The following is a 16,143-nucleotide window of genomic DNA, read 5'->3' as shown; positions in this document are numbered from 1 at the left end:
GCCGACCCTCCTCCAAACGTGAACGATGATTCGCCTTGACATTGACAGGTCGCAGTTCCAGTCTAAAAGTGAAAGGTCATTCACGTAAACAGAAGGGGCCTGTCATGGGCGATCGAAACCTCTCCGTGGGTGTCTACCGCTACGAGCACACTGAACCCCTCTTCGACGGGAGGGTCACGATCGACGGTGTGAGCGCGGCGTTGGAGACCTCGCCGCTCATCTCCGACGTCTTCCACCGCATGGCCGAAGGCGATCTGGACATCGCCGAGTTCGGGCTGACCTACTTCCTGCGCACCTTCGACCTGGACGACTCGCCGTTCCTGGCTCTGCCGATCTTCCCGAACCGCAACTTCCGCCACTCGGCATGGTTCGTGAACACCGACAGCGGGATCGAGCGGCCGGAGGATTTGGCGGGCAGGACCGTCGGCGAGTTCGCGCTGTACGGCCACGACCCGGGCGTCTGGGCCAAGGGTGTCCTGGCGGACGACTTCGGGGTGACGCCGGACCGGATGAACTGGGTGATCGGCGGCACCGACCACCCGATCCCGTCCTTCGACTGGATCCCCCAGCCCGTCCCGGACGGCGTGTACGTCCGTCACACCGAGGGTGAGCAGACCCTGGGGGCCATGCTCGAGAGCGGGGAGATAGATGCCCTGATGTCCGTCGACGTGCCGCAGGGCCTGCTCGACGGCTCGACAAAGAAGATCCGCCGGCTCTTCCCCGACTACGAAGCCGTTGAGCGCGACTACTACCGCCGCACCGGCATCTTCCCGATGATGCACGTCGTCGCGATCCGCCGCGAACTGGCAGCGGAGCCGAGCCTGGTGGAATCGGTCTACCGCGCGTTCAGCCAGGCCAAGGAGATCGTGCAGGACCGGTACCGGGCCGACGCCGCGAAGCAGCACATGTCCGTGATCACCCCCTGGTTCAGCGAGCTCTTCGCCGAGAACCGTGCGCTGCTGGGGGAGGACTGGTGGCCCTACGGCGTCGACGCCAACCGCAAGGCCGTCGACACCTTCCTGCGCTACCACCACGAACAGGGCCTGTCCAAGCAGTTGTTGACCTCTGAGGACATCTTCGCCCCCAGCCTGCTCGACACGTGACCCCAAAAGCGAGCTGCCCTCGAACCTCTACGTGCACCACCACAGGAAGCGGTCGCAGGTCTCCGTCGGGGTCGGGTCCGGGGGTTCCGGTGGGGCAGGGGTCGTCGTCGGGGGCGGGTCGTCGTTGGAGTCGGGGGACGACGGGTCCGTGTTCGCGGGGCCGGTGGGGCCCGGGGACTGGGAGCGGGAGGCCGCCGGAGGGTTGGGCTCGGTGGCCGTTTCCGGCTTCGTCGCCTCCGGGGACTCCGAAGGGGATGCCGACACCGTTGTCGACGCCGACGCACCGGCGGACGGGGTGCCCGAGGTCGTGGTCGTGCCCGAGGTGGCGTCGACCGGTACCGCCGACGCCTCCCCCACCTCCCGCGGCGACTCGCCGTCCGGCGTCTCGCCGCCCGCCGCCGCCGGCTTCTGCGGGGAGTGCGGGGCGTCCGTGCCGAGTTCGGCGAGGCTCAGGCCCCCGGCCGCGAGGACGAAGCCCGCGGCGATGAGCAGGGTCCTGCGGCGGCGCCTGCGGTGCGCGGCGGCCTTGCGGTCACGGCGGCTGGACCGGGCGCCGGGTTCGGCGTCGTCGGGGGTCTCGTCGGACCCGTCCGCCTCGTCCGCGAGGCGCGGCGAGGCTTCCTCACTCGCCGTCAGCCGCGCGTCGGACGCGTGAGGTTCTTCGGCAGGCGTGCCGCACCCCGGGCAGGCGAGAGCGCCGTTGAGGTGCCTTCGGCACGGGTTGCAGTAGTCCATGTCGCGGGAAGGTTAAGTTCCGGGACGGGTGCGTTCCTAGAGGTCACTGTGAATGTTGTGTGGGGAAGCCCGCGACCGCATCTTCTCCCCGCCCTCGAAACTGCCGAAACCGTTATGTGTCCGACCCATTGACACTCCGAGCACCCCGTCCTTACTGTCACGCCAGCATTTCGAACGAGTGACGAAATATCGAACAGAGCGAAGGGCAGCCGCCGTGCGCATCACCGGAATCAGCACACACGTGGTCGGGACGCCGTGGCGCAACCTGACCTACGTCCAGGTGCACACCGACGAGGGCCTCACCGGAGTCGGCGAGACCCGGATGCTGGGGCACACCGACGCGCTCCTCGGCTATCTGAAGGAGGCCGAGGCCAACCACATTCTCGGTTCGGACCCGTTCGCTGTCGAGGACCTGGTCTGCCGCATGAAGTACGGCGACTACGGCCGCGCCGGCGAGATCGTGATGTCCGGCATCGCCGTCGTCGAGATGGCGTGCTGGGACATCAAGGGCAAGGCCCTCGGCGTCCCGGTGTGGCAGCTACTGGGCGGCAGGGTCACCGACAGGGTGAAGGCCTACGCCAACGGGTGGTACACGACCGAGCGGACCCCTCAGGCGTACCACAAGGCCGCGCAGGGCGTCATGGAGCGCGGGTACCGGGCGCTGAAGATCGACCCGTTCGGCACCGGGCACTTCGAGCTGGACCAGCGGCAGACGAACTACGCCGTGTCGCTCATCGAGGCCGTGCGGGACGCCATCGGGCCCGACGCCGAGCTGATGCTGGAGATGCACGGCCGGTTCTCGCCCTCCACCGCCGTCCGGCTCGCGCACGAACTGGCGCCCTTCAAGCCGGCCTGGCTGGAGGAGCCGGTCCCGCCGGAGAACCTCAAGGCGCTGCGGAAGGTCGCCGAGAAGGTCGACGTCCCGGTCGCCACGGGTGAGCGCATCCACGACCGGATCGAGTTCCGCGAGCTGTTCGAGGACCAGTCGGTGGACATCGTCCAGCCCGACGTCGGTCACATCGGCGGCATCTGGGAGACGCGGAAGCTGGCCGCCACCGCCGAGACGCACTACACCCTCGTCGCCCCGCACAACGTGGGCGGTCCTGTACTGACCGCGGCCTCCCTCCAGGTCGGGTTCACCTCCCCGAACTTCAAGATCCTGGAGCACTTCAACGACTTCGCGGACGCCGAGATCAAGAAGGTGGTGAAGGGCGCTCCGCAGGTCGATCCGGAGGACGGGTGCTTCCACGTCTCCGACGCGCCCGGTCTCGGCGTCGAGCTGGACACCGACGCGGCGGCCGAGTTCCCGCAGCAGCAGGCGCGGTTCGACCTGTGGGCCGAGGGCTGGGAGCAGCGCAGGCCCAAGGGGGCCGAGGCATGAGCGACGCGGTCGTCGTCGAGGCGCCGGGGGTGCACCGGCTCGTTCCGCACGAGCCGCGTGAGCCGGGGCCCGGCGAGGCGCTGGTGCGCGTCCACGCGGCCGGGATCTGCGGCAGCGACCGCGAGGTCTACCAGGGCAACCGGCCCGAGGGGTACGTGCGTTACCCGCTCGTCCCCGGGCACGAGTGGTCCGGGACCGTGGCGCGGACCGGCGCCGGGGTGCCCGCGTCGCTGGTCGGGCGCCGGGTGGTCGGTGAGGGCTTTCGCAACTGCCAGGTGTGCGACCGCTGTCACGCGGGCGAGACGACACTGTGCACGGCGGGGTACGAGGAGACCGGGTTCACCCAGCCGGGCGCCATGGCCCCCACGCTGACCCTGCCCGCCCGGCTCCTGCACGTCCTGCCGGACGACGCCGACCTCACCGCCGCCGCCCTCCTTGAGCCCGCGGCCTGCATCGCCGCCGCCGCGCTCAAGGCGAACGCCCGGCCCGGCGAGCGGGTCGCCGTCGTCGGCACCGGCACGCTCGGCATGTTCGCGGTGCAGTTCCTGCGCGCCGCGTCCCCGGCCGAGTTGCTGGTCGTCGGTACCCGCGGGGACCGGGAGGCGCTGTCGCGGCAGTTCGGCGCGACCGACTTCCGTACGAAGGACCGGCCGCTCCCGGACGACTTCGACGTCGTGATCGAGACCGCCGGGTCCGCGGACGCCGCCCGCACGGCCGCCGCGCTGCTGCGCAGGGGCGGCCGGCTGGTGCTGACCGGCATCCCGGCGCCGGGTGCCGACGGTCTCGACCCCACCGGGCTGGTCGTACGGCAACTGGAGGTGCACACCGTCTTCGGAGCGCCGCCGGACGCCTGGGCGCACACGGTGCGGGTCTTCGCGGCCGGCCTCCTTGACCCGCGGCCGCTGGTGACGCACGAACTGCCGCTCGCGGAGTTCTCCGAGGCCATCGGGCTGGTGGGCTCCGGCGACCCGAAGGTCGGGAAGGTGCTGCTGCATCCGGCTCATCCGGTCCAACCGGCCCATCCGGTGCATCCGACCGATCCGGTCCAACCGGCCCATCCGGTGCATCCGACCGATCCGGTCCATCCGACCGATCCGGTCCATCCGACCGATCCGGTCCATCCGGTGCATCCGGACGCCCGCCCCTGAGCCGTACGCCGGTACGGGGGCGACCTGACGGCCTCCGTACCGGCGTACACCCACCGGACGGACCGTCTCGCGCCCACCGTCGCGAACCTCGTCCGACATACCGAACACTAAGGACAGCTTGTGACCGACGCTTCCGCCACGGCCGCCGCACGCAGGCCCGGTGAGCAGGCGCTCACCGCCCTCGGCCTGGCCGCGCCCGCCCCCGATCCCGCCGACGCCTCGCCGCACTCCTTCCCGGGCGGTGGCCGCTGGCGCACCGAGATCCCCTCCTGCGAGGGGCCGGAGGCGCTGGGGGTGGTCCTCAAGGAGTCCTCGCGGCTGGACGTGCCGATCCACCGGATCAGCCAGGGCAGCGGCGTGTGGATGCTGACCGACTCGGAGATCACCGAGATGGTCGAGGCGACCGCCGAACGCGACATCGAGCTCTGCCTGTTCACCGGCCCGCGCGGCACCTGGGACATCGGCGGCTCCACCCGGACCGACTCGGGCGGCGCGGGCCTTCGGGCGCGCGGCCACGCCGCGGTCGCCGGGTGCGTCGAAGACGCTGTCCGGGCAACCGAGTTGGGCGTCACGTGCCTGCTGGTCGCCGACGAGGGCGTGCTGTGGACGCTGCACCGGGCCCGGAGCGCCGGTGTCATCCCCGCCGGCACCACGCTGAAGCTCTCGGCGCTCGTCGGGCCGGTCAACCCGGCCTCGTACGCGGTGTACGAGCGGCTCGGCGCCGACTCCATCAACGTCCCCAGCGACCTGACGCCAGATCATCTGACCGAAATACGACGGGTTTCGGCCGCGCCCATGGACATGTACATCGAGGCTCCCGACGACCTCGGCGGCTACGTGCGGATGTACGAGGTCGCCGAGCTGGTCCGGCGCGGCGCCCCGCTGTACCTGAAGTTCGGCCTCTCCAAGGCGCCCGGGATCTATCCGTACGGGCACCACCTGCGGGAACTGACCCTGGCCACGGCCAAGGAGCGGGTGCGGCGCGGCCGGCTCGCCCTCGACCTGCTCGCCCGGCACGGAGCGGACGGGGGGATGGCGCCGCTCGGCACCCGGCTGCCGGGGTCGCTCAACCGGTTCGAGATCTCGTCATAACGTTCCGGAAACTCCCTTCACAAAAGAAGACATGACCGCGCACAATCCCACACACCTGTGTCGTCGGGCCCAGCCTCCACATCAAGGATGATGACCATGCGCAACCGCAGAGCCGCACTCGCCGCCATAGCCTCCGCCGCCTCCCTCGCCCTCACGCTGACCGCCTGCGGCCAGAACAGCGAGGGCGGCAGCGAGGACGACAACAAGGGAGGCAGCGACGGCGCCACCGTCGGCATCGCGATGCCGACCAAGTCCTCCGAGCGCTGGATCACCGACGGCGCCAACGTCGAGAAGGAACTGAAGGCCAAGGGGTTCGAGACCAAGCTCGTCTACGGCCAGGACGACCCGGACCAGCAGGTCTCCCAGATCGAGAACATGATCACGCAGGGTGTGGACGCCCTGATCGTCGCCGCGATCGACAACAAGTCCCTCGGCAACGTCATGCAGCAGGCCAAGGACGCCGACATCCCGGTCATCTCCTACGACCGGCTGATCCTGGGCACCGAGAACGTCGACTACTACGCCTCGTTCGACAACGAGAAGGTCGGCGAGCTGCAGGGCAGCTACATCGTCGACAAGCTCGGTCTGAAGGCGGGCAAGAAGGGCCCCTTCAACATCGAGCTGTTCGCCGGCTCCAACGACGACAACAACACCAAGTACTTCTTCCAGGGCGCGATGAACGTCCTGAAGCCCTACATGGAAAAGGGCCAGTTGGTCGTCCGGTCCAAGCAGACCGCCCTCAACCAGGTCACCACCCTGCGCTGGGACGGCGGCACCGCGCAGAGCCGCATGGACGACCTGCTCACCTCCAGCTACCGCAGCGCCCGGGTCGACGCGGTGCTCTCGCCCTACGACGGCATCTCCATCGGCATCCTGTCCGCCCTGAAGTCCGACGGCTACGGCTCCGGCAGCAAGACCATGCCGATCGTCACGGGCCAGGACGCCGAGATCGCCTCGGTGAAGTCGATCAAGGCGGGCCAGCAGACGCAGACCGTCTTCAAGGACCTGCGCAAGCTCGCCAAGGTCGCCTCGAACATGGTCGACGCGGTCCTGAACGACAAGAAGCCCGAGGTCAACGACACCAAGTCGTACGACAACGGTGCCAAGGTCGTGCCGGCCTACCTGCTGGAGCCGGTCAGCGTCGACAAGAGCAACTACAAGGAAGTCCTCGTCGACGGCGGCTACTACACCGAGGACCAGCTCAGCTAACCGGGCCCCATCAAGGATTGGAAGGCACGACCATGGCGGGACCCGTCCTGGAAATGCGCTCGATCGTCAAGACCTTTCCCGGTGTCAAAGCGCTGTCGGACGTCACGCTGACCGTTCGCCAGGGCGAGGTCCACGCCATCTGCGGAGAGAACGGCGCCGGCAAGTCAACCCTGATGAAGGTGCTCTCCGGAGTCCATCCGCACGGCAGCTACGAGGGGGACGTCCTCTTCGAGGGCGAGACCTGCCGGTTCAAGGACATCCGGGCGAGCGAACAGCACGGCATCGTGATCATCCACCAGGAGCTGGCGCTGGTGCCGTTCCTGTCCATCGCGGAGAACATCTTCCTCGGCAACGAGCACGCCAAGCGCGGACTGATCAACTGGACCGACACCCTGAAGCACGCCACCGAGCTGCTGCGCCGGGTCGGTCTCGACGAGCACCCCGAGACCCGCGTCGCCGACATCGGCGTGGGCAAGCAGCAGTTGGTGGAGATCGCCAAGGCGCTGTCGAAGAAGGTGAAGCTGCTCATCCTCGACGAGCCGACGGCGGCGCTCAACGACGAGGACAGCGGCAAACTCCTCGACCTGATCCTTCAGTTGAAGGAGCAGGGCATGACCTCGATCATCATCTCGCACAAGCTGAACGAGATCCGCCGGGTCGCCGACTCGGTCACGATCATCCGCGACGGGAAGTCCATCGAGACGCTCGACGTGAAGGCGAAGGAGACGACCGAGGACCGGATCATCAGCGGCATGGTCGGCCGCGACCTGGAGAACCGCTTCCCGGACCGGACCCCGCACCGGCCCGAGGAGGGGGCCGCCCCGGCCCTGGAGATCCGCGACTGGACCGTGCACCACCCCATCGACCAGCAGCGCAAGGTCGTCGACGACGTCTCCATCGAGGTGCGGCGCGGCGAGATCGTCGGCATCGCCGGACTGATGGGCGCCGGCCGCACCGAGCTGGCGATGAGCGTCTTCGGCCGCACCTACGGCCGGTACGCGGGCGGCACGGTCCGCAAGGACGGCACCGAGATCCGCACCAGGACCGTCCCGGAGGCGGTCAAGCACGGCATCGCGTACGTCACCGAGGACCGCAAGCACTACGGCCTCAACCTCATCGACACCATCAACCGGAACATCTCGCTGACCGCGCTCGGCAAGGTCTCCAAACGCGGCATCGTCGACGAGCACGGGGAGCGGCAGGTCGCCGAGGACTACCGCAAGTCCATGAACATCAAGGCGCCGACCGTCTTCGAGCCGGCGGGCAAGCTGTCCGGCGGCAACCAGCAGAAGGTCGTCCTCAGCAAGTGGATCTTCGCGGGTCCCGAGGTGCTGATCCTGGACGAGCCCACGCGCGGCATCGACGTGGGCGCCAAGTACGAGATCTACACGGTCATCGACCGGCTGGCGGCCCAGGGCAAGGCGGTCGTCTTCATCTCCTCCGAGCTGCCGGAACTGCTCGGCATGTGCGACCGCATCTACACGATGGCGGCGGGGCGGCTGACGGGTGAGTTCTCGCGGGCCGAGGCCTCGCAGGAAGCGCTGATGCGTCGGATGACGAAGGACAAGACGGACCAGAAGGACCAGAAGGACGAAGAGGTAAGCCGATGAGCACGGACGTGACCGCCAAGACGCCGGCCCCGGCGCCACCCGGCAAGGACGGAGCGGGTTCCGGCGACGGCCTGCTGCAACTGATGCTCGACGGCATGCGCCGCAACATGCGCCAGTACGGCATGCTGATGGCCCTCGGCCTGATCGTGGTGCTGTTCGCGGTCTGGTCCGACGGCGACCTGCTGCTGCCGCGCAACGTCTCCAACCTGGTGCTGCAGAACAGCTACATCCTGATCCTCGCCATCGGCATGATGCTCGTCATCATCGCGGGCCACATCGACCTGTCGGTCGGCTCGCTGACGGCGTTCATCGGCGCGACGGCCGCCGTCCTGATGGTCAGGAACGATCTGCCCTGGCCGGTGGCGGTGATCCTGTGTCTGGCCATCGGCGCCGTCGCGGGCGCCTGGCAAGGGTTCTTCATCGCGTATCTCGGCATACCGTCGTTCATCGTGACCCTGGCGGGCATGCTGCTCTTCCGCGGTCTGACGGAGATCGTCCTGAAGGGCCAGACCCTCGGCCCGTTCCCGAAGGACCTGCAGAAGATCGCCAACGGCTTCCTGCCCGAAGTCGGCCCGAACACCAACTACCACAATCTCACCCTGCTGTTGGGCTTCGCGCTGATCGCCTTCGTGGTGTACCAGGAGGTCCGCGACCGCAGGCGGCAGCTTGAGTTCTCCCTCGACGTGCCGCCGGTCAAGCTGTTCCTGCTGAAGCTGGTCGCGCTGGTCGCCGCCGTCCTCACCATCACGCTGCTGCTCGCCAGCTACAAGGGCGCCCCGGTCGTGCTGCTCATCCTGGGCGTGCTGGTCGTCGGCTTCGGCTACCTGATGCGCAACGCGATCATCGGCCGCCACATCTACGCCATCGGCGGCAACCTGCCGGCGGCCAAGCTGTCGGGCGTGAAGGACAAGAAGGTCACCTTCCTGGTCTTCCTGAACATGGGCATGCTCGCGGCACTGGCGGGTCTGGTCTTCGCCGCCCGCTTCAACGCGGCCTCGCCCAAGGCTGGCCTCAACTTCGAACTGGAGGCCATCGCCGCCTCGTTCATCGGCGGCGCGTCGATGAGCGGCGGCGTCGGCACGGTCCTCGGCGCGATCATCGGCGGTCTGGTCCTGGGCGTGCTGAACAACGGCATGAACCTCGTCGGCATCGGCACCGACTGGCAGCAGGTCATCAAGGGCGCGGTACTGCTGGCGGCGGTCGGGTTCGACGTGTGGAACAAGCGCAAGGTCGGTTCGTAGGTCACCAGGGCCCCGCCCGCCGTGGCGCCCGCCCGCCGTGGCGGGCCGTGGCGGGCGGGGCCCGCTTCTTCACGGGAGTTGGAGCCGCACATGGAACTGAGCAGACGCACGGTCCTCGCATCAGCGGCCGCGGCCGGCATCGCCGCCGCCACGGTGGGCGGCACGGCACACGCCTTGGGAGGCAGGAAGCCGGTGAAGGAGCTCTTCGGCAAGCTCGCCGACGGCACGAAGGTGTACCGCTGGTCGCTGGAGAACGGCGGCACGCGGATGAAGGTGCTGTCGTACGGCGGCGTGGTGCAGTGCCTGGAGATCCCCGACCGCCGGGGCCGCCACGAGAACGTCTCCCTCGGCTTCGACAACCTCGACGACTACGTGGCCCGCAGCCCGCACTTCGGCGCCCTGATCGGGCGGTACGGCAACCGCATCGCCAAGGGCCGCTTCACCCTGGACGGCACCACGTACCAGCTCTCCGTCAACGACGGCGAGAACTCCCTGCACGGCGGCGCCCTCGGCTTCGACTACCGGGTGTGGGACGTCGAACCGTTCACCGACGGCTCCGACGTCGGCCTGGTCCTGCACTACACCAGCGTCGACGGCGAGATGGGCTACCCGGGCACGCTCCGGGCGAAGGTGACGTACACGCTCACCCGGCGCGGCGACTGGCGCATCGACTACGAGGCCACCACCGACAAACCCACCGTCGTCAACCTCACCAGCCACGTCTACTGGAACCTGGCCGGCGAGGGCAGCGGCACCGTCGAGGACCACGAGCTGTCGATCGAGGCGTCCCGCTTCACCCCCACCGACGACGGGCTGATCCCGACGGGCGAGCTGGCGCGGGTCTCCGGCACGCCCTTCGACTTCCGCCGGGCCAAGCCCGTCGGCCGGGACATCCGGGACGCCCACCCGCAGCTCGTCACCGCCAAGGGCTTCGACCACAACTGGGTCCTCGACAAGGGCGTCACCGGCCGCCCCGAGCACATCGCCACCCTGCGCGACCGCGCCTCGGGCCGCACTCTCCGCATCGCCACCGACCAGCCGGGCCTGCAGTTCTATTCCGGCAACTTCCTCGACGGCACCCTGACCGGCACCGGCGGCGCCCTCTACCGCCAGGGCGACGCCCTGTGCCTGGAGACGCAGCACTTCCCCAACTCGCCGAACCAGCCGTCGTTCCCGTCGACCGTGCTGCGGCCCGGCGAGACCTACCGGACGTCGACGGTGCACTCGTTCGACGCGTGAGGCGCCGCCCGAACCGCGCTCAAACCTGAGTGCACACTTTCTTCACACGCGTTGAACGGCGCCCCGTCCGCCTCCGTATGTAGGGGCGGCCCGTGTCCCCCGCGCGGGCCGCCCACCTACGGAGGTCCACTTGTCCGGCAACGTCACCTCGCTGTTCCGCAGCACCGCGGCGCACAGCCCGTCGATGGCGGCGCTGACGCGGGAGAGCGGCGAGGCGGCGGGCGCGGGGCCGGTGGACTTCTGCATCCCCTGCAACCCGTACTTCCCCACCCCGGCGATGTTCGACGAGATGGCCGGCCGGCTGCGCGACATCATCACGTACTACCCGAGCAGCGCCGACACGATCACCGCCGAGCTGTGCAGTCTGCTCCAACTCCCGCCGCAGTGCGTGGCGATGGGCAACGGCTCCACGGAGCTGATCACCTGGATCGACCATCTGCTGGTCCGGGAGTCCCTCGCCGTCCCCGTCCCCACCTTCGGCCGCTGGACCGACCAGCCCATGGAGACCGGCAAACGGGTCGACATGTTCCCGCTCCAGGAAGCCGGCGGCTTCGCCCTCGACCTCGCGCGGTACGCCGAGTTCATCCGGGCCAGGGGGACCCGGGCCGTGGTGATCTGCAACCCCAACAACCCCGACGGCGGCTACCTGCACAAGCAGGCGCTGGTGCAGTTCATGGACGCGATGGCCGACCGGGACCTGGTCGTCGTCGACGAGTCCTTCCTGGAGTTCGCCGACGCGGAGGCCGATCCCAGCGTGGTCCAGGAGGCGATGCTGCGCCCCAACGTCGTCGTCCTGCGCAGCCTCGGCAAGAACTTCGGGCTGCACGGCATCCGCTTCGGCTACCTCGTCGCCAATCCGGCGCTCGCGGGCCGGGTGCGCGCCATGCTCCCCAAGTGGAACCTCAACTCCTTCGCGGAGTACGTGGTGTTCATGCTGCGCGACCACGGCGCCGAGTACGCGCAGAGCCTGCACCAGGTGCGCCGCGACCGCCTGGAGATGACCGGCCAGTTGTCCACGCTGCCCGGCCTGACCGTCTACCCCTCCCAGGGCAACTTCCTCTTCGTCCGCCTCCCTGTGGGCGCGGAGGGCACCGCCGTGCGGGACCGCATGCTCACCGAGCACCGGGTCCTGGTCCGTGAGTGCGGCAACAAGATCGGTTCGTCCAGCCGCTTCCTGCGTCTCGTGGTGCGCCCCCAGGTGGACGTGCGTCGCCTGGTGTCCGGCCTGGAACAGGTGCTCTACGGGTCCAGGAGGGGAGCCGCCGTGCCCGAGCCGGAGCCCGCCATCGGGACCGGGAACGGCTACACCTCGGGCACGGCGGCGGTGGACCGGCTGATGTACGAGACCAACGGGAACGGGATGCGCGCGATCACCGCTGAGACCGCCGGCACCGGAATGCCGCTCCCCGCCGCGGTGCCCGTCGCTCCGGCGGCGGCCACCGTCGGCCCGGTGCCGGTGCCGACGGCACCCCAGCAGGTCCCGCAACCGGCGCCGGTCCCCCAGCCGGCGCCGTATCCCGGCACGGTGCCGTATCCCGGAGCGGTGCCGGTCCCCCAGCCGGCACCGCTCCCGTTCCCGCAGCCCATGCCCGCCCCGGTCCCGGCGCCTGCCCCCGTCGCACCGGCCGCCGCGTACCCGCCGCCCACCGGCCCCACGCCGCCCGGTGTCCCGGCCCGCGGTGGCCTCACGGCCGCCCAGGTCAGGGGCACCAACGGCCTGGAAGCGGTCCCGTCGCCGGGCTGGCCCCACGCGGCGGGGATGGGCCGGGCGGGCTGAGCCCCTCGGCCGTGCCTACCCGGCCGAGGTGGACGAGGTGGTGGACGGGCTCGGGCAGGGTGCGCCGGTCGGGGAGGCCGTGGGGTCGATGGACGGTGTTCCCGGCTGCGGGGAGCAGTCGTCCGGGTCGGTGGGCGAAGGGGACGGGCCGGTCGGGTCCGGCGAGGGTGCCGCGCTGTCGGTGGGGGTCCCGGTCGGGGTCTCGGTGGGCGACGGGGAGGGGTCCGGGGCCGGTGACGTGGAGGGCGCGGAAGGGGACGGTCCGGGGCTGCCCGGCGTGCCCGGCGTGGTACTCGGGTCCGGTCCGATGACGATGCCGCCGCCCCCGTCCCCGTTCCCGGCCTCGTTCCCCTGGCCGCCGCCCTCACCGTCGACGGGCTCGGTCGCCGGGGTGTCGCCGCCCGCGCCGGGGCTCTTCGGGACGACGCCCTTGCCGTCGGGGACGGTATGGACTCCCCGGCTGTAGAACTCCAGCCAGTGCCGGACCAGTTCCAGATAGGTGCGGGAGTTGTTGTAGCTGAGGATCGCCCGGTCCAGGTCCGCCGCCCGGCCCAGATCCCGGTCGCCGGCGCACAGGTAGTGTCCGGCCGCCAGCGCCGCGTCGAAGACGTTGTTCGGGTCGGCGCGGCCGTCGCCGTTGCCGTCCGCGCCCCAGCGGGCCCAGGTGGACGGCAGGAACTGCATCGGGCCCACCGCCCGGTCGTAGACCGTGTCGCCGTCGTGGACGCCCCCGTCCGTGTCCCGGATCAGGGCGAAGCCCCGGCCGTTGAGGGGCGGCCCGGTGATGCGGCCCCGCGTGGTGCCGTTCCGGTCGACCGCGCCGCCGCGCGCCTGGCCGGACTCGACCTTGCCGATCGCCGCGAGCAGTTCCCAGGGCAGCCGGCACCCGGGGTCCGACCTGCCGACGGAGGTCTCGGCGGCGCGGTAGGCACGCAGCACGGTGGCCGGGATGCCCGACTGGGCGCGGATGTCCCGCGCGAGCGCGGGGGCGGGGGCGGGTGCGGTCGATGTGCCGTTCCTGGCCGTCAGGGGCGGGAGTTCGGTGTGGTAGGAGCCGTCACCCGGTGGAGCGAGTTCGGCGAACGGGCCGCCTGCCGTCGGCGGGCCGAGGTCGTCGGCGGCCGGTCCGGCGTGGGCGTCCTTCGCGTCCCGGGTGAGTCCGGGCGCCTGGGAGGCGGTGAGGGCCGCCATGGCCGCCACGGCGAGGGCGGTCGTTCGCAGTCCCCTGCGGGCCCGGCCGGCATACAGGCGTCGGGCACGGCGTATGGACATGGTCGTCACTCCTGTCGGATCCGTCGGAGGTGCGGGGTGGGGGCGGGGGCGAGGGCTGGGGCGCTCAGCGGCCGAAAGTGTCTATGCCGGAGACGAGCCAGCGGCCGTCGCGGCGTACGACGTCGACGGCGACCATGGCCGCCGCGTACACGCCCTCGTCGGCCTTGTCGTCCTTGTCGCTCTTGTCGGCCGGGGTCTTGCTCCCGGTGGTGGCGACGCTGCTCTGGTCGGCGTAGACGAGGACCCGGGCCCGGTCGCCGTCGATCCGTTCGACCGCGCTCTCGGTGACCGTGGTGGTGATCACCGCCTTCTGTGCGTCGGCTCGTTTCCGGACGTCGGCGAGCAGCTCCTGGTGCTGGTCGACGGCCTTTCCCGTCAGCAGTTCCTTCGCGGCCTTCTCGAGGGCGCCGGGGTCTGCGTGGTCGTAGGAGAAGAGCCGGTCGACGGCCTTGGCCACCTGTCCCTTGATCTCGCTGGTGCGGGCGAGGTCGGTCAGGGCGGTGTTGCTCCGTGCGGGCTCGGTCCTGAGCGCCTCGGCCTCCGAGTGCGCCCAGCCCGCGAACCCGCCGAGGAGCAGTGTCAGGGCGCAGAGCACCACGAGGCCCACGGGGCGGCGCCTCCGGGCCCGCACCGCCTTCTCTCCGGCCGTGGCCGGTTCGGGCTTGCGCGTGGTGGGTGAAGGCGAGGGCGGGGCGTCGGCGGCGTCCGAGCGGGACAGGACGGCCGTGCCGCCCGTACCGGTCCGGGCTCCCGCGCCCTGCGGGCTCCCGGCGGAGGCGGCGGGCCCGGTCTCACGGGCCTGACGGCGTCGCTGACGGTTGATGTGGTGTCGGGTCGTCGACATGGTGCGGTGTCCTCCTCGCTGCGGCCGACTGCTGCGGTACGGGACCGGTCAGCCGGCCGATGTGCCGCCCACGGGTGCCTGGCCCAGGGCGCTCAGCTTCCACCGGCCGTCGGTGCGGGTGAGTTCGCCGAGCATGCGGCTGTCCTTGTCGGTCTTCGCTCCGTCGGCCGCCTTGACGGTGACGCGCAGGGCGACCAGCACCCGGGCGCGGCCCGCCCGGTCGTCGAGTTCGGTGACGGCGCCCGACAGCACCCGGGCCGTGCTGACCGTCTTCGCCTCCTTCACCTGCGCGGCGAACTCCGTCCGGCCGGACGTCAGTTGGTCGTGCAGTTCGCCGGTGGTCGACGACTCCCAGAGGTCGAGGTCCTGTTTCAGGTCGCGGTGGTCGAGCGTGTTCAGGTTCTGCACGGCCTGCTCCCCGGCGGTGAGGGCCGCGTCCCGCTGCGCGGCGTACGCGGCCTGCTCGTCGTGGGCCGCCCGGTACCAGTCCTGGCCCGCCCACGCCGCGAAGCCACCCGCGACGAGGGTGAGGGCCAGGGCCAGGGCGGGCAGCGGCCGGGAGCGGCTTGTGGTGAGAACGCGGAGGACGCGGACCGCGCGGTTCATGGGGTACTCCAGTCTGCCGCGCATGGTCAGCGGGCCTTGATGTCGACGATCCGCCACCGGTCGTCCTCGAGCCGTGCGGTGACGCTGAGCTGGGCTGCCGCGGTGGTGGCCGCGTCCTTGCCGCGGTGGGAGGTCTGGTCGAGGAAGACCAGCAGGCGGGCCTCGTCGCCGTCGAGTTCGACCACTCCGGTGCGGACGGCGCGGGTGCTCAGGGTGACGCGCTGGTCGGTGAGGTCGTCGCGCACCCGGGCGAAGAGGGTTTCGTACTGGCGGGCGGCGCGGCCGTCCAGGACGGTGTCCGCGGAGCGTTCGGCGGCCGCGGTGCCGTCCGGTGTGTAGGAGAAGACGCGGGCGAGGGCGTTGCCGATGTCGCCGGCGACCCGGGTGGTGGCCTCGGTGTCGGTGAGCGCGTGGTTCTGTGCGGACGCGGCCGACTTCAACTGGTGGGCTCCGTAGAAGAAGCCGCAGCCGCCGAGGACGAGGACCACGGCGCTCCCGGCCACCGCGGCCCACCGCAGCCGCCCGCCCGACCGGGACTGTGCGGAGGCGTCGCCGGGCACGTCCGCGCCGGGCTCGGACTCGTCCCCGGCGGGCGCGCCCCCGGGGCGTGCGTCCATGTCGTGCGCATCCCCGGGGCTCGGGCTCTGCCTCTCGCCGGGGACGACCGCGGCAGGCTTGTCCTCGGCGTGCGCGCCCTCGGCAGGCTCGCTTCCGGACAGCGCGTCCTCGAGGCGCCCGTCCCCGTGGCTCTCCGTGTCGGCGGGCGCGGACTCGTCTCCGGCGGGCGCGGTCGCGGGGTCCGCCTCCGGGGCCGGGTCGTCCGGGGCCAGGTCGTCCGGGGCCGGGTCCAGGGACGCTTCCGTGTCGGGCTTCGGGGAATCGCCCT

General features: G+C 70.7%; 13 protein-coding genes and 1 pseudogene. 9 read left to right on the top strand and 5 right to left on the bottom strand.

Features of this window, described 5'->3' with window-relative positions; all coding sequences use genetic code 11:
• Positions 1-104: 104 nt before the first annotated feature.
• Positions 105-1,103 (top strand): 4,5-dihydroxyphthalate decarboxylase, encoded by a 999-nt coding sequence (locus tag KUM40_RS09970; protein ID WP_217165233.1) that lies wholly within the window; start codon positions 105-107, stop codon positions 1,101-1,103.
• A 27-nt stretch (positions 1,104-1,130) separates the two neighbouring features.
• Here the strand turns inward: KUM40_RS09970 and KUM40_RS09965 are convergent, their stop codons facing one another.
• Complete coding sequence (locus KUM40_RS09965) at positions 1,131-1,838, bottom strand: hypothetical protein (protein WP_217165231.1); 708 nt, start codon at positions 1,836-1,838, stop codon at positions 1,131-1,133.
• A 214-nt stretch (positions 1,839-2,052) separates the two neighbouring features.
• On the opposite strand from KUM40_RS09965, the gene KUM40_RS09960 reads away from it, so the two are divergent.
• The 8 genes and pseudogenes from KUM40_RS09960 (at position 2,053) to KUM40_RS09925 (ending at position 12,535) form a co-directional block, all read left to right on the top strand.
• On the top strand, positions 2,053-3,219 hold the full coding sequence (locus KUM40_RS09960; protein WP_217165230.1) for a mandelate racemase/muconate lactonizing enzyme family protein: 1,167 nt from the start codon (positions 2,053-2,055) through the stop codon (positions 3,217-3,219).
• Positions 3,216-4,217, top strand: a pseudogene (locus KUM40_RS09955) (zinc-binding dehydrogenase); the annotation flags it as partial. The gene KUM40_RS09960 and the pseudogene KUM40_RS09955, both read left to right, overlap by 4 nt.
• Before the next feature lie 270 nt (positions 4,218-4,487).
• The gene (locus KUM40_RS09950) at positions 4,488-5,459 is read left to right on the top strand and encodes a hypothetical protein (RefSeq protein ID WP_217165227.1); all 972 of its coding nucleotides are present in this window, start codon (positions 4,488-4,490) and stop codon (positions 5,457-5,459) included.
• A 96-nt stretch (positions 5,460-5,555) separates the two neighbouring features.
• Entirely contained in the window at positions 5,556-6,668 is a 1,113-nt protein-coding gene (gene chvE / locus KUM40_RS09945; RefSeq protein ID WP_217165225.1) for a multiple monosaccharide ABC transporter substrate-binding protein, read from the top strand.
• A gap of 32 nt (positions 6,669-6,700) precedes the next feature.
• A complete protein-coding gene (gene mmsA, locus KUM40_RS09940) occupies positions 6,701-8,278 on the top strand; it encodes a multiple monosaccharide ABC transporter ATP-binding protein (RefSeq protein WP_217165223.1) in 1,578 nt (525 codons plus the stop codon).
• Positions 8,275-9,519 (top strand): multiple monosaccharide ABC transporter permease, encoded by a 1,245-nt coding sequence (gene mmsB, locus KUM40_RS09935; protein WP_217165221.1) that lies wholly within the window; start codon positions 8,275-8,277, stop codon positions 9,517-9,519. Before mmsA ends, mmsB begins: the two co-directional genes overlap by 4 nt.
• A 90-nt stretch (positions 9,520-9,609) precedes the next feature.
• Positions 9,610-10,758: an aldose epimerase family protein gene (locus KUM40_RS09930; RefSeq protein ID WP_217165219.1), complete on the top strand. Its 1,149-nt coding sequence runs from the start codon at positions 9,610-9,612 to the stop codon at positions 10,756-10,758.
• A 130-nt stretch (positions 10,759-10,888) separates the two neighbouring features.
• Positions 10,889-12,535, top strand: a complete 1,647-nt coding sequence (locus KUM40_RS09925) for a histidinol-phosphate transaminase (RefSeq protein ID WP_217165217.1) — start codon at positions 10,889-10,891, stop codon at positions 12,533-12,535.
• A 15-nt stretch (positions 12,536-12,550) separates the two neighbouring features.
• Here the strand turns inward: KUM40_RS09925 and KUM40_RS09920 are convergent, their stop codons facing one another.
• From KUM40_RS09920 to KUM40_RS09905, 4 genes are all read right to left on the bottom strand, one after another.
• Positions 12,551-13,807: a lytic transglycosylase domain-containing protein gene (locus tag KUM40_RS09920; protein WP_217165215.1), complete on the bottom strand. Its 1,257-nt coding sequence runs from the start codon at positions 13,805-13,807 to the stop codon at positions 12,551-12,553.
• A gap of 64 nt (positions 13,808-13,871) precedes the next feature.
• Positions 13,872-14,651, bottom strand: coding sequence for a hypothetical protein (locus tag KUM40_RS09915; RefSeq protein WP_217165214.1), 780 nt, complete (start codon positions 14,649-14,651; stop codon positions 13,872-13,874).
• A gap of 48 nt (positions 14,652-14,699) precedes the next feature.
• Entirely contained in the window at positions 14,700-15,257 is a 558-nt protein-coding gene (locus tag KUM40_RS09910; protein WP_217165336.1) for a nuclear transport factor 2 family protein, read from the bottom strand.
• A 26-nt stretch (positions 15,258-15,283) separates the two neighbouring features.
• On the bottom strand, positions 15,284-15,874 hold the full coding sequence (locus KUM40_RS09905; RefSeq protein WP_217165335.1) for a nuclear transport factor 2 family protein: 591 nt from the start codon (positions 15,872-15,874) through the stop codon (positions 15,284-15,286).
• Positions 15,875-16,143: the final 269 nt, after the last annotated feature.

It is taken from the genome of Streptomyces sp. AC512_CC834 (assembly GCF_019049325.1).
Taxonomy (GTDB): domain Bacteria; phylum Actinomycetota; class Actinomycetes; order Streptomycetales; family Streptomycetaceae; genus Streptomyces.
The sequence above is the reverse complement of the archived record's forward strand: the minus strand, read 5'-3'. Positions and strand labels throughout refer to the sequence as shown.